This is a genomic window from Dehalobacter sp. TBBPA1 (assembly GCF_040931655.1).
GTDB classification, from domain to species: Bacteria; Bacillota; Desulfitobacteriia; order Desulfitobacteriales; family Syntrophobotulaceae; genus Dehalobacter; species Dehalobacter restrictus.
In genome coordinates, this window is sequence record NZ_CP162385.1 from 2,203,461 (window position 1) to 2,228,819 (window position 25,359).

Consider the following 25,359-nt stretch of genomic DNA (forward strand, 5'->3'; position numbering starts at 1 on the left):
TTGTGGCATGCAGACAGGCCTGAAATACTAAAAGCTGACAATTGTTTACCAATTTATTAAAATATACTGTACTTGTAACTCCGCTTACCCTTGAACCATCCCCGGATCAATCACATCCAATAGATCAAAATCGCTGAAGGTGAACGGAATCGTCTCCTCACCATTTTTTCCTGCTTCCCAGTCAGCCAGGGATACTTCGTCAAACATCACGTTCTTCAGGGCCACGCGTTCCGAACCATAGGCATCGGGATCGGCCAGCTTGGAAACAATCGTGCAGATGGTTCCTTTGCCGCTTTTGATATCCTGCGCGATCTTATTGATCATCCGGCTGGAAACTTTATGAAGCTTCAGGCTTCCTTTGCCTTCCCATCCGGTGACCTTATATCCTTTTGCCATCCGGCCGCAGATCTGAACATCACTTTTCATCAGATTAATCTTGGCTTGAAGGCCGCTACATTCTGCAACCTTTTCATCATCCAGCCAAACTTCGCCATGGGTTCCGTTCATAATTCTATCGGGACTCATTGCCATAATTATTCTCCCCTTTTCTTATTTATAAATAAATATCTGTCTACTAGATGCTGATTTTTAGTTCAAAATCTTCGATCGCATCAACGATTTTGATCGGTCCGGAAAGAAAGATCTTGTCTCCGGTATTGGCCTCTTTGATTTGCTGATCTGTCATCGTACTGGTATCTACCCCGACGGACTGCAGATAAGTTTTCTGGGCAGTAATGTCGATATCGACAGAATTTTTCCCACGGTCCAACAGTTGCTGGTTTTCCAGAGATTCGTAATAGGCCCGGATCGCGGTAATCAGCAGGCATTTATTATCGTAGGTATTAGGCATTTTGCCAATATACGCATCATTCGTGGTCTTCTTAATATCGGCATAGATCATATCCATGATGTCCACAAGCTTGATCTTTTTAAAGGCTGCACCTTTATCCACAGTCGTCGTAGTCAGACTGTTGACAGCGCGCGCAATCTTTACCTTTTCTCCATCATTCATCAGCACCAGTTTCCCGGCATCGATTGCCGTATCAAACTGACTGTTTGTTAAATGCGGAACATCGTCAACTTCGGACAAGACCTGGAACGTCGAACTGATTGAAAGCGGATTTCCTGCCAAAATCCCGGCAATCCTGGAGCAGTAATTTGCCGCGCTGTATGTGGATCCGCCGATCACGATACTATCTGTGGCAAAATTGATAATTCCTTCGTGGTCGGCAGCCGCATTCGGCAAAACGGCTTTGACTCTGAGGTTCTGCGTGTCCCTCAAGCCTTTGAGCCAGGTTGCCATTGAAGCTGCATCAACCGAGCTGATCCCAGGGACTGTTAGATAGTTCCATTGTGACCCTTCCAAATAGGTCTGGGCATCCGTGTAATTCTCGGCTGTGGTTGGTAGGATATAGACCAACAGCTTCAGCGGTGGATTCACCCCGCCGCTAAAAGCCAGCTGGAGCTGTTCCTTGTTCGCGGTGCTGAGATCTGCGGGAATATCACTGCTCGTTTCGTAGACACTGGCTCCGTTGTGGACACTATCTTTCAGGATTAGCGCCACAATTCCGCGCTCTCCTCGGAGGATGGCTGTGTTTGCAGCCTCCTGAAACAGAATGTTGATTTTGGGTAATGGCATATTTTTTGCCTCCTTTTTATTTCCAATTTCATTAATCCAGACTACTTCAATTAAAACAGGTTACAATTAAAAACGTTTATACCCTCTCAAAAACGTGTTTACATATCAAACTGAATTTGCATACTTCCGGCTAGCTCAGCCTGTCCGGAAGGTTCTGGTCTGCTTTCGGTGGTATCCAGGTTAAATCCAAGATAAATTTCTTTTCCTTTCGGTCCTCCGGTGATTTGCCGGATCTTGATTTTTCTGTCCCCGACGCTGAAGAAGCCGCAACTGAATAACGCCCGGATATTTTCGTAGACTTCATACTGTACTGCCTTGTCAGGGGTGTGGTTGGCATTCAAAGGTGCATTAAAAATGACGTATAAAATAATGTTCCGGGCATAAAATTGCTTACTTTTATCGGTCTGGGTTTCTTGAATGAAGACCACAGAAAAAGAAGGCCTGTTAAAACCTTCCTGCATCTCTTCCAAATAGATGTCATAATCCGGATAAGCGGTCCGGATCAGACTGCTGACCGCATCAATGATTGCCTGCATTTTTTGTTTCTTACCTCCTTTCCACCAATCTCTATGCTATGCACCCCGGCCCCTCCCTGCCTTCTGGATTGCATCGTACCCGCCGTCTCCGGCACTCCGTTTTAGAGACTCAAAATAAAAACGCCCTTACAAGGACGTTCCAATTAAGTTGCCAAACTATGTTTGGTGTGATTCTCACTGTACTCAGCATACCCGAAATTTTGCTTCAAAATCGGCAAATAACCGGAAAAAATTCGGAAAACTTTATCCGTTAGAAACCTTATTATCCAGATATGTTATTTGGATTAGATATGTTTTTTGCCTCAGATGATCCTTGGTTTTCGAGATTATTTTTCAAATTCTCTTTATCCATGGCCTGAAAAACAGCTTTCTCCTTTGTTGGAGCCACAATATAGTCATGGGCAGCTCCGGCGATCAACGCGACAAGAAAAGCATTAATGATGGCCAGACCAATGTTTTCGGCACTAACTTCTTCCCGAATGACCAGTGTCCAAATGATGATCAGGAAGGAAATCAGGACAGAGGACGGACGCACGATCCAGTCCCCTGACCCGTCTTTGGAAATCCTCTTCCCCAATATTTTCAGGTAATCTTTCAGAAAAGATACAATGACGTAGACAGCGATTACCGTGCCGCCGAGCGATGAAAGATCTTGCAGGGTAAAAAAAGTCTGGGGTAGTGTAATCGTATCCATAATTTCCTCCTTACTTGCCTTTACAGAGATCAAGCACTTTTTGGCAGGTATCGTAACGGTCCACACCGATGATATTAATTGATTTTTCTGCTGCTTGATAATTGTTGCCGATCACATAGACTTTTTCTGCACAGTCAATGAACTCTTTCGTCACATTTGCGAGGTAACATACCGGTGCCTTTAAATGATCTGCCAGATAAGCTGCTGCTCTTTCATCGGGTCCCGGATTGCATAAAATAATGTTTCGAACCACCTTTTTTCCCTCCTCACTTGAATTCGCAGAAACATTTTTTACAGGTCCTTCTTTGTTTTCTATCCCCAGAAACACAGCTGGATTAATTTCATTATTGTTTGTCCATGGCGCTCTTCTGACCTCAAAATGAAGATGAGGGCCGGTGGTGTTTCCGGTTCTGCCCATCATACCGAGAATGGTACCTTCATTGACTGTCTGTCCGCGGGTCACCTTCACAGAGGCAAGATGGGCATGGATCAAATCGTAATTGCCGTTCTTACTTCTCAGGATAACGTAATTTCCCCACCCTGTCGGATCTGCACCCTGACCACCGGCATAGGCTACCTTAATGACAGCGCCCGCGACAGCAGCATATATGGCTCTGTCTTTTGAAACCAGATCAATTCCCTGGTGATAACCTTTACTATATACACTGTTTCTGACACCATAGGGGTAAGATACGCTTGCTGACTTTAAAGACATCATCCGCCTTTCCACCTTTCCGATAGACCAAAGAAAATAAGACCTGTCCTTTATTAGATAAATATTCATAAAGTCTCAAGTCTTATGCATAATATGTGGCTTGTCTCATTTTTGTGCTATTAGCTGGATTTAACGAGATGTTTTACCTTCAAATAATCGCTGAGTTTCTGGTTAATATTTTTCCGGCGATATCTTATGGTCTTTTCGTCCATATTCAACGCCAGTCCAATTTGCAAATTACTTTTTCTTTTTAAACCATAATACTGTTCACAAATCATCCGTTCCACAGAATCCAGCAAGTTCAGCGCAAAACCAATTCCCTCAATGGAGGATTCCAGATGCATGATCTCCATTTTTAGCCTAATCTTTTTTTCAAGCAAAATCACAAGCTCCCTTTGCGATTTTTCCATGGAGCGTGTAAATTCCGCATAGGCTTGCGCTGTTGGATCACAGACCAAGCCGCTTCCTCCTCCCGTGACGGGCCGATAACTCGAAACTGTTCCTTTCGAAGGAATAAGCTGATTTACATCCAATAATATTCTTCTGATATCTTCGGCATTCTTTTCCACCGCTTCCAAAGCTCTTTTTTTGACCTGCAGTTCATCTAATTTCCGGTAATAGCTTCGCAAGGCGGTTTCCATACCTTTCATAGCGGTGTCGTTCATATTCACCCTCCTCTCCAGTTGTTCCTGTATATTCTTTATGGAGAATACTTCCACTGTAATAAGCATACGTTACTTTCAAGGATTAATTCGGCAAAAGCCAGGAAAAAATTCGGAAATCTCTTTGCATGTCTAGCACCTTGTCAACCCTAAAATGATTATATAATGACGATAACGCAGTATTACAAGAAATCTGCCGCCAGGGTATATAAGGTTCAGGGCTGACCGGTACTGGTTATTGATTCACACACAAATAATCCTGCAGGTAAAGATTGAGCTTCTGATTAATTTTTTTCCTTCTGTACCGAATCGTTTTTTCGTCCATCCGAAGTTCTTTGGCAATTTGAAGATTGCTGTGCTCCTTTAGGCCATAACACTTCTCACATATTGTCCGGTCAACAGGATCAAGTAGACCTAAGGCATAAGTAATCCCTTCAATGGCTGATTCAAGATAGATGATCTGACTCTTCAGTTTGACACCGCGATGCAGTAACGCGGCTAATCTTTTCTCAAATTTTTCTACGGATGAAGTAAATTCATAATAGTTTTGCGCAGACCTGTCGCAAACGTACACACAACCACCTGAAACAGCCATATATTGTGTAACAATCCCTCTGGAAGGCACCAGTTCGTTGACATCCAGCAAAATATTCCTGATCTCATTAGCATTTTTTCTAAGGTTTTCAATAATCGCCTTTTTTACCCACAGTTCGTTCAAGCTTCGATAGTAATTTTTCAGCATGTTCTCCGTGTCTGTCATCTGTGATTTTTGCAAAGCCTCACACCCCTTTTTTGCCCGCAACCAAATGTCCTTACGCTTTAATTCAAAGCGTATATTAATTATATTGCTACATTACGTAGCAGTCAACTTCTATTTTTGGAATTTTATATTGTTATTTATATTTTGTCCTATTGAATTGCTACTTATTGTAGAGTAGAATATTTTCTTAGAGGTGATGATGTGAGTTTTGGTGAAACTTTAAAATATCTGCGCCGGACGAAGAAAATTACGCAGAACCAGTTGGCCTTACACCTGGAGGTATCGCGTTCAGCTTTGTCTTTGTATGAGCTTGGTTTAAGAGAACCGGATTATAAATTTCTGCAGAAAGTCTCCGATTTCTTTGAGATTTCTCTGGATAGTCTGCTGGGCAAAAACCCTGCGATGAACGAACTGCCGAATTCTTATAACGGGCATACCATTCCTGGTCTTGCTATGGTTCCGATCGTCGGCCGAGTCCCCGCCGGAACCCCGGCTATTCCTTTCGAAGACATTGAAGATTATTTGCCGGTTCCCAGTTCGTTTGTCCGCGAAGATGAATTGGTCTTTGCCCTGAAGATTAAAGGCGATTCGATGATTGATTTAGATATCAATAACGGCGACCTTGTGCTGGTAAGAAAACAGCAAACGGCCCAAAATGGGCAGACAGTAATAGCCAGGATCAACGGGGAAGAAGTGACCTGCAAAAGGTTCTACAAGGTTGATAATAGAATTACGCTTGAACCGGCCAACCCTACCTACCGGGCGTTGGAACCTGATCATGTCGAAATTGTTGGTGTTGTGTTCAAAGTCATCAAAGATATCTTCTAAAAAGGAAGTAAAGAAGAATAAAAAAGCAAAGACTTCGTTTCATTTAATTCGAAACGGAGTCTTTTGTTTGAGGAATAAGCTGTTAACTATTGATCCATCAGCTTATTTCTAGATAAGTATTTTCTTGCTTCCTTTTTTGTATAGATAATTGCTTCAACAAGCATTTTTTTATTTTCAAAGACTTTTGGTCCTGCTAATATTTCCGGCGTATTGTCATCCTCAGACAGGCAGAGTCTGGCTTTTTCCCCCATGCAGTCAATGATCCAAACTCTTATCTTCATAATGATTTCCTCCTCCTGATGTAAAAGAAGATCACGAAAGGAAATATTAATGGTTTTACTGCCGTGAAGTTATAACTTTTTTATTAATGTCAATTTTGTTAAGACAGATCTTCATGTTGAAATTGACTAAAAATTTATATGTTATCTCCTCCCTTTGTATTTGGCTCAAAATCTTAATGAGTAAAAGTAATTATACCATTTACTTCCTGCGAAAATTGTAGAAATACTTGATTATCATAAAAAAATGACCTTAGGATAGTACTTTCGTCCTAAGATCAATCTTCGGAATAGAATAAATAAATCTATTCAAAAATCATATTTACAGCAAGCCCTTCTCTCGCAGGATTTTAACAATACCGGCTGTTGATTCGCTTCGGTCCATCGTGTAGAAATGGAGGCCGCAGGCTCCTTCTTGGAGGAGTTCTTCGCACTGTGCCACAGCGTATTGAATACCAAATTCCAACAAGGCATCCGCATCACCTTCCGGCAATGCAGCGATTCCTCTTTTCAATTGTTCCGGTATGGTAGCCCCGCAGTTTGTTGCAAGCATTTCCATCATTTTGACACTATAAACAGGCATCAGACCGGGAATAACAGGAACGGTAATGCCGCTCTTTTGGCAGCGCTCCAGCAGATGATAGAAGTAAATATTGTCATGAAAGAAGTTGGCAATGACAAAATCCGCGCCTTGATCCACCTTATACTTTAAATATTCAATATCCTTTTCCAAGCTTGGCGCCTCAAGATGACCTTCGGGATATCCTGCTACCCCTATACAAAAGTTATAATTCTTTTTGGCAAACGTTACGAGTTCATAAGCGTAGTGAATGGTATCCGCAGGAATTTCCTTCGCTCCGTCTTTGCCCAGATCTCCGCGCAATGCCAGGATGTTCTCAATCCCAAGGTCCTGGTAAGCATCCAGCACTGCAGCCACTTCGTCCGGCCTTAAACCATAAGCCGCCAGATAAGCAACAACTTCGAGCTTTTTCTCCTGCTTCAATTTCTTGACCAGTTCATAAGATCCTTCCCTTGTTGACCCACCTGCCCCGAAGGTGATCGAAACAAAACTCGGATTAAGGCTTGCTAAGACATCGAGTGTCTTTTCGAGTGTTTCCGCATTTTTTTCCGTCCGTGCGGGAAAATATTCAAAAGACAAGGTTGGCTTGCCAGTTTTGAATAATTCAGATATTTTCATACTTCTCTCCTTATCCATTTTCTTATTGTTATTACTGCGTCAAGCATATTGCGTTAAGGTTTAGCCGGTTGCCAGATCATGGTGATTGACAGCTGCTAGTGATATATTAATTCAGAACGATGATTTCTGCAAGCATATACTCTTATAACAAATACTTTTATGCAGATACTTTTATAGCAATACTTTTGGACATTAACGGCATTTCATTATTATGTATATAGAATACATAATTCTTTATATAAAGCATCATCTTGTCTTCTTTTTTCTGATAAAATGGCTGTGAGGCTCTTACATCAAAATACACTATTTCAGCTTTATTTTTTATAAAGAAAGGAAATACAACATGCCAAAAAGAACCGATATTAATAAGATCCTGATTATTGGGTCAGGCCCCATCGTGATCGGACAAGCCTGCGAGTTTGACTATTCGGGAACCCAGGCCTGTAAAGCGCTTCGCAAACTGGGATATAAGATCGTACTGGTCAATTCCAATCCTGCCACCATCATGACAGACCCCGGAATTGCTGATGTCACCTATATCGAACCATTAAACCTTGAAAGTCTGACAAAGATCATTGCCAAAGAACGTCCCGATGCCCTGCTGCCGAATTTGGGCGGTCAGTCGGCCTTGAACCTTTCCTCCGAGTTGCACCAGGCAGGCGTCCTTACGAAGTATAACGTCAAGGTCATCGGCGTTCAGCTGGACGCGATTGAACGTGGTGAAGACCGGATTGCTTTCAAAGAGACCATGAATAGGCTCGGCATTGAAATGCCCCGCAGCAAAGCAGCCTACAGCGTAGAAGAAGCTGAAACGATTGCCCAGGAACTCGGGTATCCGGTGGTTATCCGCCCGGCCTACACCATGGGCGGAACAGGCGGCGGTCTGGTTTACAATGCTGAAGAACTGACCGTGATTGCGAGCCGCGGTATTGCCACAAGCCTGGTCGGTCAGATCCTGGTGGAAGAATCCGTACTTGGCTGGGAAGAACTCGAGCTCGAAGTCATCCGTGATGCCAAAAACCAGATGATCACCGTATGTTTTATTGAAAATATTGATGCGATCGGTGTCCACACCGGCGATTCCTTTTGTTCGGCCCCAATGCTGACGATCAGTCCCGAGCTTCAGGAGCGCCTGCAAAAATATTCTTATTCTGTCGTCGAAGCCATTGAAGTTATTGGCGGCACCAATGTGCAGTTTGCGCATGATCCGAAGACCGGTAGGGTCGTCATCATTGAGATCAACCCGCGTACTTCCCGATCCTCAGCATTGGCCTCCAAAGCAACAGGTTTGCCGATTGCGCTGATCTCTTCCATGCTGGCGGCAGGGCTGACCCTGGACGAAATACCGTACTGGAGAGACGGCTCTCTGGACAAATACACACCTTCAGGCGACTACGTTGTCATCAAGTTTGCGCGCTGGGCCTTCGAAAAATTCCCGGGTTCAGTGGACAAGCTTGGAACTCAGATGCGCGCCGTCGGTGAAGTCATGAGTATCGGGAAAAACTACAAAGAAGCGGTGCAAAAGTCTATTCGCTCTCTCGAGATCAACCGTTACGGCCTAGGCTTTGCGAAAGATTTCCATCAGCGGTCTCTGGAAGAACTGATGGCCATGCTGGCCGAACCGACCAGCGAGCGTCAGTTTATCCTTTACGAAGCGCTGCGCAAAGGCGCAGATATCCATGATCTATACGCTTTGACCTATATCAAGCCTTACTTCCTGCAGCAAATGAAAGAACTTGTACTGCTGGAAGAAGAGATCTTAAAATACAGCGGCCAAAAGCTGCCGGATGAACTGCTGACTCAGGCCAAAAAGGACGGCTTTGCAGACCGCTACCTTGCAATGCTCTTAAACTTAAGTGAAGTGGAAATTCGCAAACAGAGAGTTGCCCTGGGGGTAGTGGAAGGTTGGGAAGCTGTTCCGGTAAGTGGCGTTGAAGATGCCTACTATTATTTCTCTACCTATAATGCTCCCGACAAGACCACAAGCAGCAACCAGCCAAAGGTAATGATCCTCGGCGGCGGACCGAACCGCATCGGTCAGGGCATAGAGTTTGACTACTGCTGCGTGCATACCGCCTTTGCGCTGCGTGATCTTGGCTATGAGACCGTCATCGTGAACTGCAATCCCGAAACGGTCTCCACGGACTACGATACTTCTGATAAACTTTATTTTGAACCGCTTACCGTCGAAGATGTCCTGAGCATCTACGAAAAAGAAAAACCGCTCGGCGTAATCGTGCAGTTTGGCGGCCAGACACCACTGAACATTGCAGATGAGCTCAAAAAAGCCGGTGTCAAGATTCTCGGCACAACCCCGGAAACTATCGCGCTGGCTGAAGACCGTGATTTATTCCGTAAGATGATGGAAAAGCTGGATATTCCGATGCCGGAATCCGGAATGGCCGTCAACCTGGAAGAGGCGCTTGTTATCGCTGACCGGATTGGTTACCCTTTGATGGTTCGTCCTTCATTTGTTCTAGGTGGACGCGGAATGGAAGTTGTTCACGACGCAGAGATGCTAAGCCGCTACATGGCGGCTGCGGTAGGCGTGACGCCCGACCGGCCGATTCTGATCGACCGTTTTCTAAGCAATGCGATCGAAGCGGAAGCCGACGCGATCGCGGACGGAAAGGATGCTTTTGTACCGACCGTCATGGAACATATCGAACTGGCCGGTATCCACTCCGGAGACTCGGCCTGCGTCATCCCGCCGATCAGCATCCCTGAAAGACACCTCGCGACGATTGTGGAATACACAAAAAAAATTGCCCAAGAGATGAACGTTATCGGGCTGATGAACATGCAGTATGCGATTGCCGACGACAAGGTTTATGTTCTGGAAGCAAATCCTAGAGCCTCAAGGACTGTACCGCTCGTATCCAAAGTCTGTAATATTTCCATGGCCCGGATCGCGACCGAAATTATGATGGCTGTCAATGACGGTAAGGAAACATCCGTTAAAAACTTGACTTCCAAAACAGTACCTTATTACGGAGTCAAGGAAGCAGTCTTCCCGTTTAATATGTTTACCGAAGTTGACCCTGTGCTCGGACCGGAAATGCGTTCAACCGGTGAAGTGCTCGGCCTAGCCGATTCGTTTGGTTTGGCTTACTACAAAGCGCAGGAAGCAACCAAGTCCCCACTGCCGGAATCAGGTACTGTGCTGATCAGCGTCAATGACGACGATAAGCCCGCAGCGCCCGAGATAGCCAGGAATTTTACCCAGATCGGCTTTAAGATTATGGCTACGGAAGGGACCCACAAATTCCTACTGGAAAACGGAATCGAAGCCGAAAAAATTAAGAAGCTGTATGAAGGCCGTCCGAACATCGTGGATAGCATCACCAACAAGGAAATCCATCTGGTGATCAATTCGCCATCCGGCAAACGCAGCAAACATGAGGATGCCTATATCCGCAAAGCGGCGATCAAGTATAAGGTCCCGTATATCACTACGATGACCGCTGCAGCGGCAAGCGCCAAAGGCATTGCCGCCTATGACGCGAATGGTGCATCTGGAATTACCTTAAAGTCCCTGCAGGAATATCACGCTGAGATTAAAAGGTAATACAGGTTCCCTGTCAAATATTGAAGTTCCAATAACACCAAATTACTCTCCGTATAATTTCAGAAGTGAAGCAAGTGTATAACAAGAAATCCTCAGCGTTAGATATGCCAACGATTTCCGCTCATAACCGTCCTACTGTCGCGGTGCCATGGATGATAAGGAGCGGCGGCTTGCAATAAGCCCAGAAGTTTTGGCATATTTGCTGAGGATTATTGTCCAAGAAAAAAAGTACTTGTTGCGTTTATCTTAAGCTTAATTTATACTTATTTACAACTAATAATAATTCTAATATATAAGGATGTGAAGCCATGATCAAGGTATCTGTTAACGGCGGCGCCTGCGGCTTTATGACCAATATTGAAGTCAACGCTGAGCGCAGGAATGCGAATATCAAGATTATTACGGAATGCCCCAGCCTGAAACCTTTAAGCGAAGAACTGAAAACAGTCAATGGTTATGAAGAATGCTTCGGCAAAATCGGTGATACCTCTGTCTTTCAAATCGCGCGCCAATACTGCAAGCATGCCGCCTGCCCAGTTCCTACCGCAATTATCAAAGGTGCGGAAGCAGCCTGCAGCCTTGCTTTGCCCAGAGATATTGAGATTAAGATCACCAAGGAAGACTAGCTCATCAAGCACCTATTTCGTATTCTTCACCACTCCGAGCTTTTCCATGACCTCCAGAAATTTGACGGAATCGATGGGTTTGGATGCATACGCGTCACACCCATATTCAAAGGCCTTTTGCACATAATCCGATTCAGCCAGAACGGTCGTCATAATGATCTTGGCTTGTTTTTCACACGGAATCCCTTTTTGTATTTCCAGATCCCGAATAGCCTTTAACGCCCTGACTCCATCGACCTTCGGCATCATGACATCGAGACAGATCAGCTCATAAGGGCTCTCTTCCTTGAGCGACATCAGATAAGCATCGATTGCTTCCAGTCCGTCAACAACCAGATCGCACTCACCATATTCTGATAATAATTTGTACAAATATTTTCTGCTGGCTAAATCGTCTTCAGCTATGAGTATCTTTAACATCCGAATCCCTCCTATTACGTCGTTACGTCGTTATTTTGTACTTCATTGCCAAATAGCTTATAACTCAATTATTGCTAAGTGACTTTTTAAAAACATCATACGCTTCTTTAAATAAGCTGAAATACTCAATCTCATCTCCAATATTATTTTTTCTTCTCGCCAGTTCGATTTTAAAAGCACAGAATTTCAATTCATCTGCTTCAATCTGATTGCACAGGTTTTTCAGCCGGTTGGCAATCGATTCTATCGCTTCATATTGCATGCTTTCGAAATGATCGTCGAGTTCTTTGATGCAATGCTCGATTTCCTGCATTACGGAAGTATAATGTTCAGTGTCTTTATTCTCAGATTTACTTGTAAAAATAATTTCGCCGTGATCCCCCAGCTCAACCTTATCCGGAAATTCTTGCCGGTTTTGACCCACCGAACCAATTTTTTTCATTAGATCGTTGATGTCAATCGGTTTTGCCAGATAACTATCCATTCCCATCGCCAGAAACCTTTGTTCGTCACCCTGCAACGCATAGGCAGATACTGCAATGATCGGTGTATGGGTTCGGCAGCCTTCAGATTCCCTGATAATTTTCGTTGCTTCTATCCCGTCCATCACGGGCATCTGGATATCCATCAGGATCAAGTCATATTTTTTTTTCTTAAAAAGATCCAGGACCTCCAAACCATTGTCTGCAGTATCAACCTGATGGCCCCTTTCCTTCAGCATGCGGCGAAGAAAGACTTGACTTACCTTATCATCCTCAGCAAGAAGAACATGCAAGGGCCGGATCATTGGGCTGATGTCAGGTCTAAGGAACGGCACTGTTTCGCCTTGTTTTCCTATTTTAAATTTGATCGGAAAATAGAATGTGCTTCCTCTTCCTTTTTGACTGCTAACCCGCATGGTTCCACCCATCAGCTCGACTAGCTGCTTGGAAATTGCCAACCCCAGGCCTGTTCCGCCATATTTTCGGGTAATAGAGCTGTCGACTTGGGTAAATGTTTTGAACAGGAAGGTCTGATCTTCTTCGGAAATACCAATTCCGGTATCCTGGACAGCAAATTTCAGTTCAATGTCCTGATCTGTCTTCAGAACGTTGTTTACAGTGACAGATATTTTACCGGTGTCCGTGAATTTTATTGCGTTATCAACCAGGTTATTCAGGACCTGCCTAAGTCTGTTCGGATCACCGATCAGATACTTCGGGATGCTGGGATCGAGATCATACGTTAATTGAAGCCTCTTTTTACTGGCCCGCAGCGTATGCACCTTCGAATTCTTCTCAACCAGATCATGCATGTCAAAATTGATGTTCTCAACAACGAGTTTCCTGGCCTCAATCTTGGAGAAATCAAGGATATCGCTGATCAACGCCAGCAGGGAATTGGCACAGATTTTGGCCGTTTCGAGATTATCCCGCTGTTCAGGATTCAAGTCAGTGGCCAGCGTTAAATCAATCATGCCGTTGATGCCGTTCACCGGTGTCCGGATCTCATGACTCATATTGGCGAGGAATTCACTTTTGGCCCGATTCGCGGCTTCAGCTTCTTCTTTAGCCGTGATGAATCTCTCCTCATTCTTTTTTCTCTCCGTAATATCCCGTGCAATGAGAATGAGATAGTCTATATGATTAAGTTTAAATTGCCGTATATTGATCTCAACGGGAATCTCTCTGCCATTTTTGGAAATGTGGATATCTTCAAACACATAGGTTTGATAGTTTCGAACTTGAGTCATCAATATATCCACTTCCGCTTTGCCTATTCTGGAGATCATCTTTGGCGAATGTCCGATCAGCTCATCCCGCGTATATTCGAGTCCTTTGCAAGCGACTTCATTTACTTCGACAATCGTGACTTCACCTTTTTCATTAAACTGCTCCAGGAAAATGGCATCTTTGGCATTTTCAAAAACGCTTCGGAATTTTTCTTCACTCTCGATTAGTGCCCGCTCCGAAGCTCTCCGCTCGGATATATCCCGTGCCAGGCAATATATGCACGTTTTGCCGTTAATATTTATCAGATGCATACTGACTTCAACCGGGATCTCCCTTCCGTCTTTAGTGACATGCACATGTTCGGCTGTATCGAATCCCTGCTGTATCAGCTTTTCCAATTGTTCAATTTGATCTTTCGTATCGTATTTAACGATATCCGGCAGATATAGCTGAAAGAGTTCCTCTCTCGTATAGCCGAGTCTTTGACAGGTAATATCATTGACTTCAATTATTTTCCCAATCCGGTCATCATTCTCGATAATTTCAACGATGTAGATTGCATCCGTGACATTGTTATATAAATTTCGATACCGGGTTTCACTGTCCAGCAGCTGTTTTTCAATTTTTTTACGTTCGGTTATTTCTCTAAGCACGCACAACAACACCTGTTGGCCATTGATCATCGTGGTCTGTGCACTCACTTCAACAGGAACTATACTTCCATCTTTCCGTTTGGTGTTTGTTTCAATAAAGAATCCTTTTTCCACGGCAATCTTCAGTTGTTCTCCGGCAAACGTCACATCTTCTGCAAAATCAAAAACTGTTTTTTTCACAATTTCAAGATCATCATAGCCGTAAGCTTTCAAAGCTGCTTTGTTGGCTTCGAGAATTTTCCCATCCTGTGAGACGAACATAATCATATCCCTGGCATTTTCCGACAACAGTTGATAGCGCTTTAAAGCGTCTTCAGCAATCTTTCTGTCGGTGATATCCAGTATAATGCCGATTAGGCCGGCATACTCTCCTTCAAGATCATAATATGGGCCGCCTGAACTGAGACACCATCGATACTCCACGTCATGATATCTTAAGCGATGCTCATATTCAAAAGATGTATGGTTCGCTTCTGCATTTTTTAGTATTTCTTTATAAGCGGCTCTGTCTTCGGGATGTATGACTGATAACCAGTGAATATTCATGCACTCTTCAAAGTTCATACCCAAAAAATCCAGCAGATTTTTATTTACGTAAGTCATTTCTTTTTCTGCGGAACGCCAGATAGAAACCGGGAAATAATCCAGCAGCTTCAGCTGGAAATCGCGGGACTTAATCAGTGACTCTTCAAGTATCTTTTCTTCGGTGATGTCATTTAACGCAATAACAATATTTCTTTTGCCGTCTACGATCAGCGGGGAGATGCTGACATGAAACCATAATTGTTTTGTCTTGCCGTTAAGGATAAATGATTGGGAGAACTCCAACCCCTCGATAGATTCATTGTTTTTAAGCGCCCGCAAGCCGGCATGTGTAATCTCACACTGCTTACATTTCGCTGCGTAGCCGCAACCCCTGGGATGTTCCAAGCTGGCTGCACATTTGAAAGCTTCGCCAAATGTTTTACCAAGCACATCTTGTTTTTCCACATGCATCAGTTCGAGCGCTGCGTTATTTACGCAGCTAATGTGCGCCAGTTCATCAATAATAACCATATTAACTGGAGACGAATAAAAGATTGTCCTAAAATTTTCTGCTTCATTTTTATAGTCGTTTTCAATTTCTTTGATTCTGGTGATGTCCCTGAAGACAAAGATGACCCCTCTGACTTGGCCGTCTTGTTCGATCACTGGGGAACTGCTGGCCGAAATGCAGATGATTTGGCCATCTTTTTTGATCAGTGCCGAATGGTTTTTTAAGCCCAGAGCTTTCTTTTTTTTAATGGTCAGCTCTATCGGAGAATCCATTATTTCTTCGGTTTCTTTATTAATAACTGGAAAGACTTCTTCAAATATTTTACCCCGAGCCTCTTCTGGCAACCAGCCCGAAAGCCTGGCAGTGGAATCATTGATGTATAAAATGGTTCCCAGATGATCCGTATACACGACACCATCTCCGATGCACGCCAAAGCCAACGCCATTTCATTTGTTGTGACATTGTAGCTCTTTTTGCTTTTATTCATTGGCCTTCATTCCTTACTTCAGCATCGTACAAATTAACTGAGGGATGTTCATTAAAGAAGTTTGTCTTTCAACGGCCCCGATATCATGAGCAACTTTCGGCATGCCGTAGACCACACAGGAATCCTGATCCTGACCGATCGTTCTGGCCCCTTTTCTTCTCATCTGCAGGAGTCCCTTGGCCCCGTCATACCCCATACCGGTCAAAATGACACCCAGCGCATTTTTGCCTGCTTCCTTGGCCACAGATTCAAATAAGACATCAACGGAAGGACAATGACCGTTGACCTTTTCTCCTGCGAAGCACTCAATCCTGTATCGATTGGCTATCTTTTTGATTCTAACATGCTGGTCTCCAGGCGCAACTAAGGCCACTCCCTGTTCCAGGTAATCCCCGGTCCGAGCTTCCTTGACCTTCAGTTTGGTCTGATTATTCAGCCGCTCGGCAAACATCCGGGAAAAAACAGGAGGGATATGCTGGACGATAACGATCCCGGGCATATTCGCAGGCAGTCGCTTCATGATATTGCAGACGGCTTCCGTTCCGCCGGTGGAAGCGCCGATCGCAATGATTTTTTCCGAATTCTCGGCATGCTGACTTTCAACTTTTTCAGTCGTATCCTTCATCGACGGGATAATCCGGGCGACGGAGGCTACCTTGATCTTAATCTTCAACTCATTCAAAAAGGTTTCCACTCTCTGCGCAGCCTTCATATCCGGCTTGCCGACAAATTCGACAGCCCCGGCATTCATCGCATCAAAAACAGCATCGCTCACCGTACTGATCACAATCACCGGAATCGGATATTGCGGCAGCAGCTTGCAGATAAATTCAATCCCGTTCATTTTGGGCATCTGGACATCACAGGTCATGACGTCCGGTTCAACTTCCAGGATTTTATCCCTGGCTTCAAACGGGTCTGCGGCCATACCCACGACTTCGATCTCCGGGTCACTGGCAATTCCTCTGGCCAGAATCTCCCGGAAAACGATGGAATCATCTACAATTAAAACCCTAATCTTTTTTTTGGCCATGATATCAACCTACTTCTAAATATTATTCTTTTCTGTATACGGCTGGCATGACATATTTATATTGGGTTGTATCTTTGTTGAGTGATTCCGAATGACCGATGAACAGGTAGCCGCCATACTCAGTCATGTCATAAAATTTCTGAACAAGCTGTTCTTTGGTTGGCCCGTCAAAGTAAATCATCACATTTCGGCAAAAGATCACATGGAACTTCTTTTTAAAAGGAAATACCTTTTCCATCAGATTAAAGTTGCGGAAGATCACTTCATTCTTAATTTTTTCTACAACAATTGATTTTTCCCTGTCGAGCTTTTTAAAATAATTTGTTCTCCACAGCGCTGGCAGCGCCGCAACCTTATCATTGGCGTATTCGCCATTTCTGGCAATCGTTAAGGCTTTATCGGAAATGTCCGTTGCAAGAATCTTCGTATCCCACCAGACTTTTTCTCTGCCAAAAAACTCATCAATGATCATCGCGAGGGTATACGGTTCTTCACCACTGGAGCACGCCGCGCTCCATATCCGTAGATCCTTATCCCGGCAATGGGCCGCCAGCACAGGCAGAACGTTCTCTTTTAAGAAAGTAAAATGCTCCGCTTCCCGCATAAAAAACGTATGGTTGGTGGTAATCTTATTAATAAAGGTGGTCATGGCCTCCCCGCCGTTATGTGAAGTAATGAAATCGTAATATTCCGAGAAACTTTTAAAGCCGTTCTCGATAAGGACACCCTGCAGTCTGCCGTTAATCAGCGATTGCTTTTCTTTTTTTAGATGAATCCCATAATTAGCTTCGATATACGCTGCAAACTTCACAAATTCTTTTTCCGTTATTGTTATCATAACAGACCACCATCTTCTTCAGGCGTTTTTTATAGAAACTTCTAATTTCTGTTATTCTGAAGAGAGAGCCTCGAATCAGGCCCTCTCTTCTCTTGCATTTCACTTAGTACTTGCCGAATTCGTCGTCACTCAGAACAATTTTCTTTTTTGGCTTTTCCTTTGGTGCAAGAGTCGGACTACTACTGTTCATATTCTCGAGCATTTTCAGAATATCCGGGCTCATGTTTTCGATTCCTTTTAAGGAAGCGTACTGGCCGTTTTTCCGCAGTTTGAATTTGGCAACCTGAACATTCAGCAGCTCGGACTGGCTCGCCAGTTCCTCACTTGCAGCGGCACTCTCTTCAGCAGTTGCCGAGTTGGTCTGAACGACTTCCGCGACCTGAGCAATACCCTGGTTGATTTGGTTGATGCCAATGGCCTGTTCATTGGAAGCCACTGCAATGTTGTTCACCAGGTTGGCTACCTTCGAAATTCCTTCGACAATGTTGTTTAATTCTTTTGCCGTGTCGCTGGCAATCCGGGTGCCGTTATCAACATTCTTGATCGAACCCTCGATCATATCCGTTGTTTCCTTAGCAGCGTTGGCTGAGCGAGCTGCGAGGTTTCTGACTTCTTCTGCCACAACGGCGAACCCTTTGCCGTGCTGTCCTGCCCTTGCAGCTTCAACAGCAGCATTCAGGGCCAAGATATTGGTCTGGAAGGCAATATCGTCGATGACTTTGATAATTTTGGAGATATTATTGGAAGAATTATTGATTTCATCCATTGCGCTAAGCATTTCCTTCATCTGGCTGTTGCCCTGGGCCGCATTCTTCTTGGCTTCTTCCGCCAGCTGGTTTGCTTCATTGGCATTTTGGGCATTGAGTTTGGTCTGGGAACTGATTTCTTCCAGAGAGGCCGTCAGCTCTTCAATCGAACTAGCCTGCTCGGTTGCGCCCTGGGAAAGGGCCATACTGGAATCGGACAGTTGCTTCGAGCCTGAAGCGACCTGCTCGGAAGCACTGTTGATATTACTGATCACTTCATTCAGGGTCAGCGTCATGGTCGAGAACGATTTGGCAAGCGCTCCGATCTCATCTTTGCCGTGGACATCGATATCGACATTCAAATCGCCGTCAGCAATTTTATCGGAAACTCCTACCAGTTTGCGGACAGGGTTTGTGATCGAGCGAGCCATAAAAAATCCGAGGATGATCGACAGAACGATTGCGGTCAAGGTGGAGACGGCCAGTATAATTATAGTTCTGGTTTCTTTGGATGCAATACGATCCTTTGCCGCACCAATGTTTTGAGCTCTTTGCTCTGCCATTTGCGTATTTAATTCGATTAGGGCTTTTGTTTCCGGTGCAATTTTTGCTCCAACTGCCGTGATTTGTGCAGCATTGCCTCCTTTGACTGCCGCAAACAGCTCTCCACTTACTGCAGCGGTCCAGGCGTTGCTTCTCTCTACCATGGCCTTGTTCTCAGGCGTATTCTCCATGGCTAACAATTCCTCTTGCAGTTTGGTGCACTTCTGGGAAATCGCATTGAAATCGTCAACATAGGACTGTTTTCCATACAACATGTAGGCTCTGGCAAGACTTGCTCCATCGGTGAAGCTTAAGGCCAGGTCTTCATTAATTTGGAATTTCACAAATTCGACTTCGGTCATCTGATTAACATCTTTGACCATAGAATTAACCTGGGTATAAGTGACTACAGAAATGACTGCCAGGATGACGACAATGACAATATAGCCAGCTAAAATCTTGGTTTGAAGCTTGTTGAAATTCATGATATTACCCCCTCACTAAGTGTAGATGTCAGATTAGACAGTTCTTCTTCTTTTAATAATTTGTCGCAATCAAGAATGAGCTTGATACTGTTATCGACCTTGCCGATTCCTTTAATGTATTTGTTACTGGCACCTCCGTTAACACTGGGAGGAGGCACTATTTCGTCTTCAGGGATGACAAGCACCTCGCATACGCTGTCCACGATCAGACCAATTGATATTTCCTGAATGTCGATCACGATGATACAGGTCCGGTCACTGTATTCCATAAATGGCTTTTTGAAACGCAGGCGCACATCGATGACCGGAATGATCTTCCCTCTCAAATTGACAATTCCACGAACATAATTGGGCAGCTCCGGCACTTCAGTAACCGGCTGGATACCGATAATTTCTGTCACGTACTTAATTTCAATCCCGTAGATTTCGTTGCCTAGAGAAAAGGTCAAAAACTTGTTTTTCTGAGTATCTTCTTCCAAATAATCTTCTGCAATCATTTCTGCCATTAAAATCACTCCTTTCTTGTTATTTCTTCACAAGTCTGGTTATACTCTGGATGTCAAGGATTAAACTAATGCTTCCGTCACCTAAAAGCGTACACCCTCCTAACACGTTATCTTTTTTAAAATTTTGAATGTAATACGGCAGTGCTTTAACAACGACCTGTTGTTCTCCAAGCAGTTCATCAGCAAATATACAACAAGATGTTTCTTCATCTTCAACCATGATAAATATGCCCTGGCTTAATTCCGTAATTTCAGTTTTGACTTTGTACAGCGTATGGAGCCTGATAACCGGATAACACTCACCCCTTACCATAATCATTTCATTTTCGTCAGGGTCTCTGATAATATCGGATTCTTTCGGCCTGAATGATTCTCTGATGGATATTGTCGGTATGGTATACCTTGAATTTCCGACTTTAATATTCATTCCGCCGATAATCGCCAATGTTAATGGGATCTTCATCGTAATGGCAGTGCCTGCACCTTCAGTGCTGTCTACCGAAACGGATCCGCCTACCGTCTGGATATTCTTGGAGACGACATCCATGCCGACGCCTCTTCCGGAAAATTCCGTGATGTTCTCTTTGGTTGAAAATCCGGGCAGAAAGATCAGATTAAAGATTTCGCGGTCGCTTATCTCCTGTTCCGATTTGGTCAGAAGGCCATTCTGTCTGGCTCTGCCCAGGATTTTTTCTTTATTCAGTCCTTTACCATCATCCCTGACAATGATCAGAACATCGCTTCCAGCGTTTTTTGCTTCCAGGGTGATTGTCCCAGCTTTGGACTTCTCTGCCGCAACCCGTTCCCCAGCCGCCTCAATCCCATGATCAATCGCGTTGCGGATCAGATGCATCAGCGGATCAGAAATATGTTCAATGATATTTTTGTCAACTTCCGTTTCCTCACCGATGATCTCTAAACGCACTTCTTTGTTCAACTTCTTACTCATATCGCGTACGATTCTGTGCATTTTGTGAAAGGTTGTCGACAGCGGAACCATCCGGATCGCCATGACCATATCCTGCAATTCCCCGGTGATTTTTCCGAACTGCCGGGCTGCCTTATAGAAATTATCTAGCTGCAGCCCTTTAAGGTCAGGGTTTTGGGTAACCATGGCCTCGGCAATCACCATTTCTCCGACCAGGTCCATCAGTCTGTCCAGCTTGGCGACATTGACACTGATGATGCTCTGCTGGGCAGAAGAAAGAGAGACTTCCTTCTCGGCCTTTTCCTCCCTTTCAACTGCCCGTAGGACAGGAATCTGTGGGGTTAAAGCATTCTCATGCTGATTCATCACCGGTTCGTCTTCCTGATCTTCGATCTGCTCCAACTTCAGCTCTCTGAGGAAAATCGTCTGCATGAAGAATTCATGCATTTCTTCATAGCTTTTATCTGTCCTTAAGACTACTGTAAAGCCCTGTTCTTTAATGACCTGAGCACTCAGATCATTTTCAATAATATCTTCCGGGGTGAAAATGTACTTGTCCACAATTTCTTTCAAATTATGGATGACGGTGTAGGCTCTGATATTTTCCATTTCACAGCCGTCCTGATAGAAAATTACAGCCTTGTACCAGTTCTTTTTAGACAGGGCCGCTGGGGGCTCTGTTATGTTCGGGGCAATATAATATCTGGGTTTTTCTTCAGGTATTTTTTCAGTTATTTCTTCTATGTCTTCTGGTATGTCCTTCAGATCTTCTACTGAATTTTTCTTCGTTTCTTTCCTGGATGTAAATACTTTTTCTGCTGAAGAATTTTGTAATTTCAGTTTGTTCAGGAAATCTGCAATCGTCTCTTTCAGACGCTGTGCATCTCCGTCAACGGGGTCTTTGGCTTTGACTTTTTCCAGTTCGACTTTGAGAAAATCGACACCTTCGAGCACAATATCCGAAAGCGCGGAGCAGTCGACCTCCCGTGGATCGTTTTCGCGGATGAAATAAAACAAGTCCTCGATTGAATGGGCGAGAGAAGCGATGTTGTCAAAAAGCATCATTGCAGATGAGCCCTTAATGGTATGCATGATCCGGAAGATCTCATTGACATCATCTTTGGAAATATGATTGGATTTTTCACTGGCCAGAATGGAATGCTCTAGCTGTTCAAGCAGATTGGACGTTTCGAAAATATACAGGTCTAACATGGATTCATTGGAATAATTACCAGCCATTTTTATCTGCCCCCCAAACATATCAACTGACTATTTTAATGCATTCACCTGATTTAAGGTTTTGACTACGACATCCTCTTTGAACGGTTTGATAATAAAGGACTTCGCACCAAGCGCAACAGCCTGCCTTACCATACTTTCCTGTCCCATCGCGGAAACCATCACGACCTTGGCTTTCGGATCAAATTTCATGATTTCAGGTAATGCTTCCAAACCGGACATTTCAGGCATCGTAATATCCATGGTAACGACATCAGGTTGCAATTGTTTATAGCTTTCCAGGCCTTCCAACCCGTTCGCAGCCTCACCGACGACCTCAAAACCGTTGTTCTGAAGCATATTTCTGATCGCCAGCCGCATAAATGCCGCATCATCTACAATCAGTACTTTAATCAATGGACTCCCTCCTTTGAGGATTAATCTTGTCTTGAATGAAAGAACCCAGGATCGTGTTAACTGCCTCCAGGCATTTTCCCCGTAAAGAGAAAGAATACTGCTGTAGTCTCCACCTCGCACAAAGCGCTACGCAGGTTCCGATAATAATATCAGTTAGCATCTCACTCGATAGTTTCGGAGATATTTCCCCTGTCTCCTGGCCTTTCTGAATAATTTTCTTTAAAAAAACAAATCGCGTTGAATAAATGTCTTGGACTTTTGATTTTAACGCTTCGTCATAGCGCATAATTTCCAAAGATAGAAGTACTGCGGTGATTGACGGGTAATTTTCGTAATACGAAGAAAGTGATTCGACAAGAAAAATAATCGCTTCTTCCGTGGTTTCTTTCTGCTGGGCCGTAAGGAACAGGTCGCTGTCATACTGCGAGAAATAATCCAGGACGCCGAGCATCAGTTCATTTTTGCTTTTAAAATGCTTATAGATGGCTCCCTCAGTGATATTCTGCTTTTTTGCAATCTCGCGTGTCGAAATTTGGTGGATTCCGTATTTATCGATCAGATCAATTGTCGTTAAGATGATGCTTTCTTTCCGATGTATTAGTAAATTCATATGGTAATAAACTCCTTCCTTGGAAAGTAAGTGTTTACTTACCATCTTTTACACCTAATATACTGCATAATTTGTCGAATGTCTACAATTTTTGACATAATATTTTAAATATTTTGATATATTCTTCGTATGGCTAAATATATTTGGATTGGCTTACATACAATTTTAGGGAATAAAAAAAGGCTTCCTGTTAAATCAGATAAGCCTGTTTCCCTATTTAATATTTTTTCGTTGGATTTGGATTAAAGGAATCAAAAAAGAGATTGATGCAATTTGATTGATTCAATCTCTTTTTTGAGCTTTATGATTCGCAGCTTCCGGAACTGCAGTCCGATCCGCACTCACCTTTTAAGGGTGATTTGATTTCAAATTGATCCCCATCGGGGGTGTCAATATAATTGATTACAACACCCTCAAGAACTTCTGTAAATTGCTTGTCTGCGACAATTTTTAGTCCATGCTGTTCATCAAATATATCGTCAGGGGTCTTTGACTCATCCAGAGTCATGCCGTAATTCGGCCCCCTTCAGCCAATGCCGGCTACATAGAGCCGCAAGTAAGAATCATCCATATTCTGAGTCACCATGATGTCTTTAATTCTCTTGGCCGCGATTTCAGTAACTTCAAACATAATCGCACCTCCTTTTTAGTCTGACAATCATCATTCATATTACATGAATGAGAAATGCTTGTCAAAAATGATTGAAAAACAAATTGAAAAGTTGTAGTATGTCTAATTAATTAGCAGATTTTACGTGTCGTCGAGCAGGTTATTAAACCGGTTTGTTGCCTTGATATATTTCACCAGTTCATTAATGATAATTCCGGTTATGATTCCGGTAGGCACTGAAAACAGTAGCATAACAGGCAAGTAAAAAAAGATCCCTGAAAACCTTAGAACCAAGGCTGCCATGGCCAATTGCCCGAGATTATGGGCTACAGCCCCTGCTACACTGATACCAACCATACTCAGACCTGTAAATAGATGTAACAGCACTGCCATGACGATCGCAGCTGCAACAGCGCCTAAAAAGCTCATAAAAAAACCCATGCCGAATAAGGTCCCACTGAGCAGAGAGCCGAGAATTGTCCGCATTACGGTAATCTGCAGGGCCGTCTTAAAATCAAAGACGACCAAAGCCACCAAGGTAATAATATTGGCCAAACCCAGCTTCACTCCCGGTATAGGCAGCGGACTAGGGAACATACTCTCAAGATAATGAAGAACGGAGGCTTGCGCCACGAGAATGGCAATAACAGCCAGTTTCTTTGTTGATATCACATTTTTGACATATTCCATAACTGGATCTTCCTCCGAATTATGCAATCCCTTTAGATCATGCAATTTTTATTTGCATTAAACCCATATAAGTACTATTATTCATACGAAACAGAAATTGTCAAAGGAGCCTTTTCAATGACCGGTATGAAATTAGGCCAATACGTCTATGGGAATTCCCTGCTCCATTTATTGGATCCCCGAACGAAAATATTGAGCTGCTTATTGGTCATTTTTTCCGTCATAATTACCGATAATTTGTATTTTCTGCTTTTCTTGATTCTATTAATGGCTGCTGCCATTATTTCTTCCGGATTAAGCTATCAATTAATTCTGAGCAGTTTATTGAAATTAAGATATCTGCTTCTTTTTACGCTGGTTTTCCAGGGATTTCTCACGCCGGGCGAGACCGTTTTGATGGTTGGAAAGCTCAGTATGACCAGAGAAGGTCTGATCTTAGGGCTGATCAATATATCTCGGCTGGTTATTTTATTTTTAGGCTCTATGATTCTACTGATGACAACATCGTCCCTCAAATTGTCCGCAGGAATCGAATACTTGCTGCTACCATTAAGGAAATTACATATTCCTATTCATAATTATACAACCATCCTCAGCATTTCTTTTCGCTTTCTTCCTACTTTATTTGAAGAAGCGGCCATCATAAAAAATGCTCAAAAATCAAGGGGAGCCCAATTTGATTCATCAAATATTGCCGTCCGGATAAAGAGCTATACTGCCATTCTCATCCCCTTATTTGAAGCGTCCCTGGTTCGGGCCGCTGACTTGGGTGAAGCGATGGACAGCAGGTGCTTTACTTCCCATCCCAATAAGTTAAGATTAAACCGTTTGCAAATGAAACGTCGGGATATCCTGTTCTTAATCCAAATGACCGCCGTTTTAGGCACAGGTATTACGATTAGCATTCTTCTATAAGTCAGGA

General features: G+C 43.6%; 24 protein-coding genes. 4 read left to right on the plus strand and 20 right to left on the minus strand.

Going from position 1 to position 25,359, the window contains the following annotated elements:
* Window positions 1-84 precede the first annotated feature (84 nt).
* From AB3489_RS10825 to AB3489_RS10855, 7 genes are all read right to left on the minus strand, one after another.
* Window positions 85-531 (minus strand): phage tail tube protein, encoded by a 447-nt coding sequence (locus AB3489_RS10825; protein WP_368292881.1) that lies wholly within the window; start codon window positions 529-531, stop codon window positions 85-87.
* Between the two features lie 43 nt (window positions 532-574).
* Window positions 575-1,639 carry a phage tail sheath subtilisin-like domain-containing protein gene (locus AB3489_RS10830; RefSeq protein WP_368292882.1) on the minus strand — a complete coding sequence of 355 codons (1,065 nt, stop codon included), beginning with the start codon at window positions 1,637-1,639 and terminating at the stop codon, window positions 575-577.
* Between the two features lie 98 nt (window positions 1,640-1,737).
* A complete protein-coding gene (locus AB3489_RS10835; protein ID WP_368292883.1) occupies window positions 1,738-2,175 on the minus strand; it encodes a DUF6838 family protein in 438 nt (145 codons plus the stop codon).
* Between the two features lie 262 nt (window positions 2,176-2,437).
* The gene (locus tag AB3489_RS10840) at window positions 2,438-2,869 is read right to left on the minus strand and encodes a hypothetical protein (protein ID WP_368292884.1); all 432 of its coding nucleotides are present in this window, start codon (window positions 2,867-2,869) and stop codon (window positions 2,438-2,440) included.
* Between the two features lie 10 nt (window positions 2,870-2,879).
* A complete protein-coding gene (locus AB3489_RS10845; protein ID WP_368292886.1) occupies window positions 2,880-3,587 on the minus strand; it encodes a M23 family metallopeptidase in 708 nt (235 codons plus the stop codon).
* Between the two features lie 116 nt (window positions 3,588-3,703).
* Entirely contained in the window at window positions 3,704-4,249 is a 546-nt protein-coding gene (locus AB3489_RS10850) for a hypothetical protein (RefSeq protein ID WP_368292888.1), read from the minus strand.
* Window positions 4,250-4,481: 232 nt separating this feature from the next.
* On the minus strand, window positions 4,482-5,021 hold the full coding sequence (locus AB3489_RS10855) for a hypothetical protein (RefSeq protein ID WP_368292889.1): 540 nt from the start codon (window positions 5,019-5,021) through the stop codon (window positions 4,482-4,484).
* 186 nt (window positions 5,022-5,207) lie between these two features.
* On the opposite strand from AB3489_RS10855, the gene lexA reads away from it, so the two are divergent.
* Window positions 5,208-5,834: a transcriptional repressor LexA gene (gene lexA, locus AB3489_RS10860; RefSeq protein ID WP_368292890.1), complete on the plus strand. Its 627-nt coding sequence runs from the start codon at window positions 5,208-5,210 to the stop codon at window positions 5,832-5,834.
* An 86-nt stretch (window positions 5,835-5,920) separates the two neighbouring features.
* On the opposite strand, the gene AB3489_RS10865 is transcribed toward lexA, so the two are convergent.
* Both AB3489_RS10865 and AB3489_RS10870 read right to left on the minus strand, forming a co-directional pair.
* Window positions 5,921-6,115, minus strand: coding sequence for a hypothetical protein (locus AB3489_RS10865; RefSeq protein ID WP_020492187.1), 195 nt, complete (start codon window positions 6,113-6,115; stop codon window positions 5,921-5,923).
* Window positions 6,116-6,434: 319 nt separating this feature from the next.
* On the minus strand, window positions 6,435-7,310 hold the full coding sequence (locus tag AB3489_RS10870; RefSeq protein WP_368292891.1) for a methylenetetrahydrofolate reductase: 876 nt from the start codon (window positions 7,308-7,310) through the stop codon (window positions 6,435-6,437).
* 343 nt (window positions 7,311-7,653) lie between these two features.
* On the opposite strand from AB3489_RS10870, the gene carB reads away from it, so the two are divergent.
* Complete coding sequence (carB, locus tag AB3489_RS10875; protein WP_368292892.1) at window positions 7,654-10,878, plus strand: carbamoyl-phosphate synthase large subunit; 3,225 nt, start codon at window positions 7,654-7,656, stop codon at window positions 10,876-10,878.
* Between the two features lie 308 nt (window positions 10,879-11,186).
* Window positions 11,187-11,504, plus strand: coding sequence for a hypothetical protein (locus AB3489_RS10880; RefSeq protein ID WP_368292893.1), 318 nt, complete (start codon window positions 11,187-11,189; stop codon window positions 11,502-11,504).
* 12 nt (window positions 11,505-11,516) lie between these two features.
* Here the strand turns inward: AB3489_RS10880 and AB3489_RS10885 are convergent, their stop codons facing one another.
* The 11 genes from AB3489_RS10885 to AB3489_RS10935 form a co-directional block, all read right to left on the minus strand.
* Entirely contained in the window at window positions 11,517-11,924 is a 408-nt protein-coding gene (locus AB3489_RS10885; RefSeq protein ID WP_038603138.1) for a response regulator, read from the minus strand.
* 64 nt (window positions 11,925-11,988) lie between these two features.
* Window positions 11,989-15,813 carry a PAS domain S-box protein gene (locus AB3489_RS10890; protein WP_368292894.1) on the minus strand — a complete coding sequence of 1,275 codons (3,825 nt, stop codon included), beginning with the start codon at window positions 15,811-15,813 and terminating at the stop codon, window positions 11,989-11,991.
* A gap of 13 nt (window positions 15,814-15,826) precedes the next feature.
* Complete coding sequence (locus tag AB3489_RS10895; RefSeq protein ID WP_368292895.1) at window positions 15,827-16,846, minus strand: chemotaxis response regulator protein-glutamate methylesterase; 1,020 nt, start codon at window positions 16,844-16,846, stop codon at window positions 15,827-15,829.
* A 22-nt stretch (window positions 16,847-16,868) separates the two neighbouring features.
* The gene (locus tag AB3489_RS10900; protein ID WP_287895335.1) at window positions 16,869-17,684 is read right to left on the minus strand and encodes a protein-glutamate O-methyltransferase CheR; all 816 of its coding nucleotides are present in this window, start codon (window positions 17,682-17,684) and stop codon (window positions 16,869-16,871) included.
* 103 nt (window positions 17,685-17,787) lie between these two features.
* A complete protein-coding gene (locus tag AB3489_RS10905; RefSeq protein WP_025205330.1) occupies window positions 17,788-19,458 on the minus strand; it encodes a methyl-accepting chemotaxis protein in 1,671 nt (556 codons plus the stop codon).
* Complete coding sequence (locus AB3489_RS10910) at window positions 19,455-19,964, minus strand: chemotaxis protein CheW (protein ID WP_015044367.1); 510 nt, start codon at window positions 19,962-19,964, stop codon at window positions 19,455-19,457. The genes AB3489_RS10905 and AB3489_RS10910 overlap by 4 nt, the downstream gene beginning before the upstream one ends.
* A 19-nt stretch (window positions 19,965-19,983) precedes the next feature.
* On the minus strand, window positions 19,984-22,131 hold the full coding sequence (locus AB3489_RS10915) for a chemotaxis protein CheW (RefSeq protein ID WP_368292896.1): 2,148 nt from the start codon (window positions 22,129-22,131) through the stop codon (window positions 19,984-19,986).
* Window positions 22,132-22,161: 30 nt separating this feature from the next.
* Window positions 22,162-22,527: a response regulator gene (locus tag AB3489_RS10920; RefSeq protein WP_368292897.1), complete on the minus strand. Its 366-nt coding sequence runs from the start codon at window positions 22,525-22,527 to the stop codon at window positions 22,162-22,164.
* Window positions 22,520-23,137, minus strand: coding sequence for a TetR/AcrR family transcriptional regulator (locus tag AB3489_RS10925; RefSeq protein WP_368292898.1), 618 nt, complete (start codon window positions 23,135-23,137; stop codon window positions 22,520-22,522). The genes AB3489_RS10920 and AB3489_RS10925 overlap by 8 nt, the downstream gene beginning before the upstream one ends.
* 301 nt (window positions 23,138-23,438) lie before the next feature.
* Entirely contained in the window at window positions 23,439-23,645 is a 207-nt protein-coding gene (locus AB3489_RS10930; RefSeq protein WP_015044371.1) for a hypothetical protein, read from the minus strand.
* 243 nt (window positions 23,646-23,888) lie between these two features.
* Window positions 23,889-24,437, minus strand: coding sequence for a Gx transporter family protein (locus tag AB3489_RS10935; RefSeq protein WP_368292899.1), 549 nt, complete (start codon window positions 24,435-24,437; stop codon window positions 23,889-23,891).
* A 117-nt stretch (window positions 24,438-24,554) separates the two neighbouring features.
* On the opposite strand from AB3489_RS10935, the gene AB3489_RS10940 reads away from it, so the two are divergent.
* A complete protein-coding gene (locus tag AB3489_RS10940; RefSeq protein WP_368292900.1) occupies window positions 24,555-25,352 on the plus strand; it encodes an energy-coupling factor transporter transmembrane protein EcfT in 798 nt (265 codons plus the stop codon).
* Window positions 25,353-25,359: the final 7 nt, after the last annotated feature.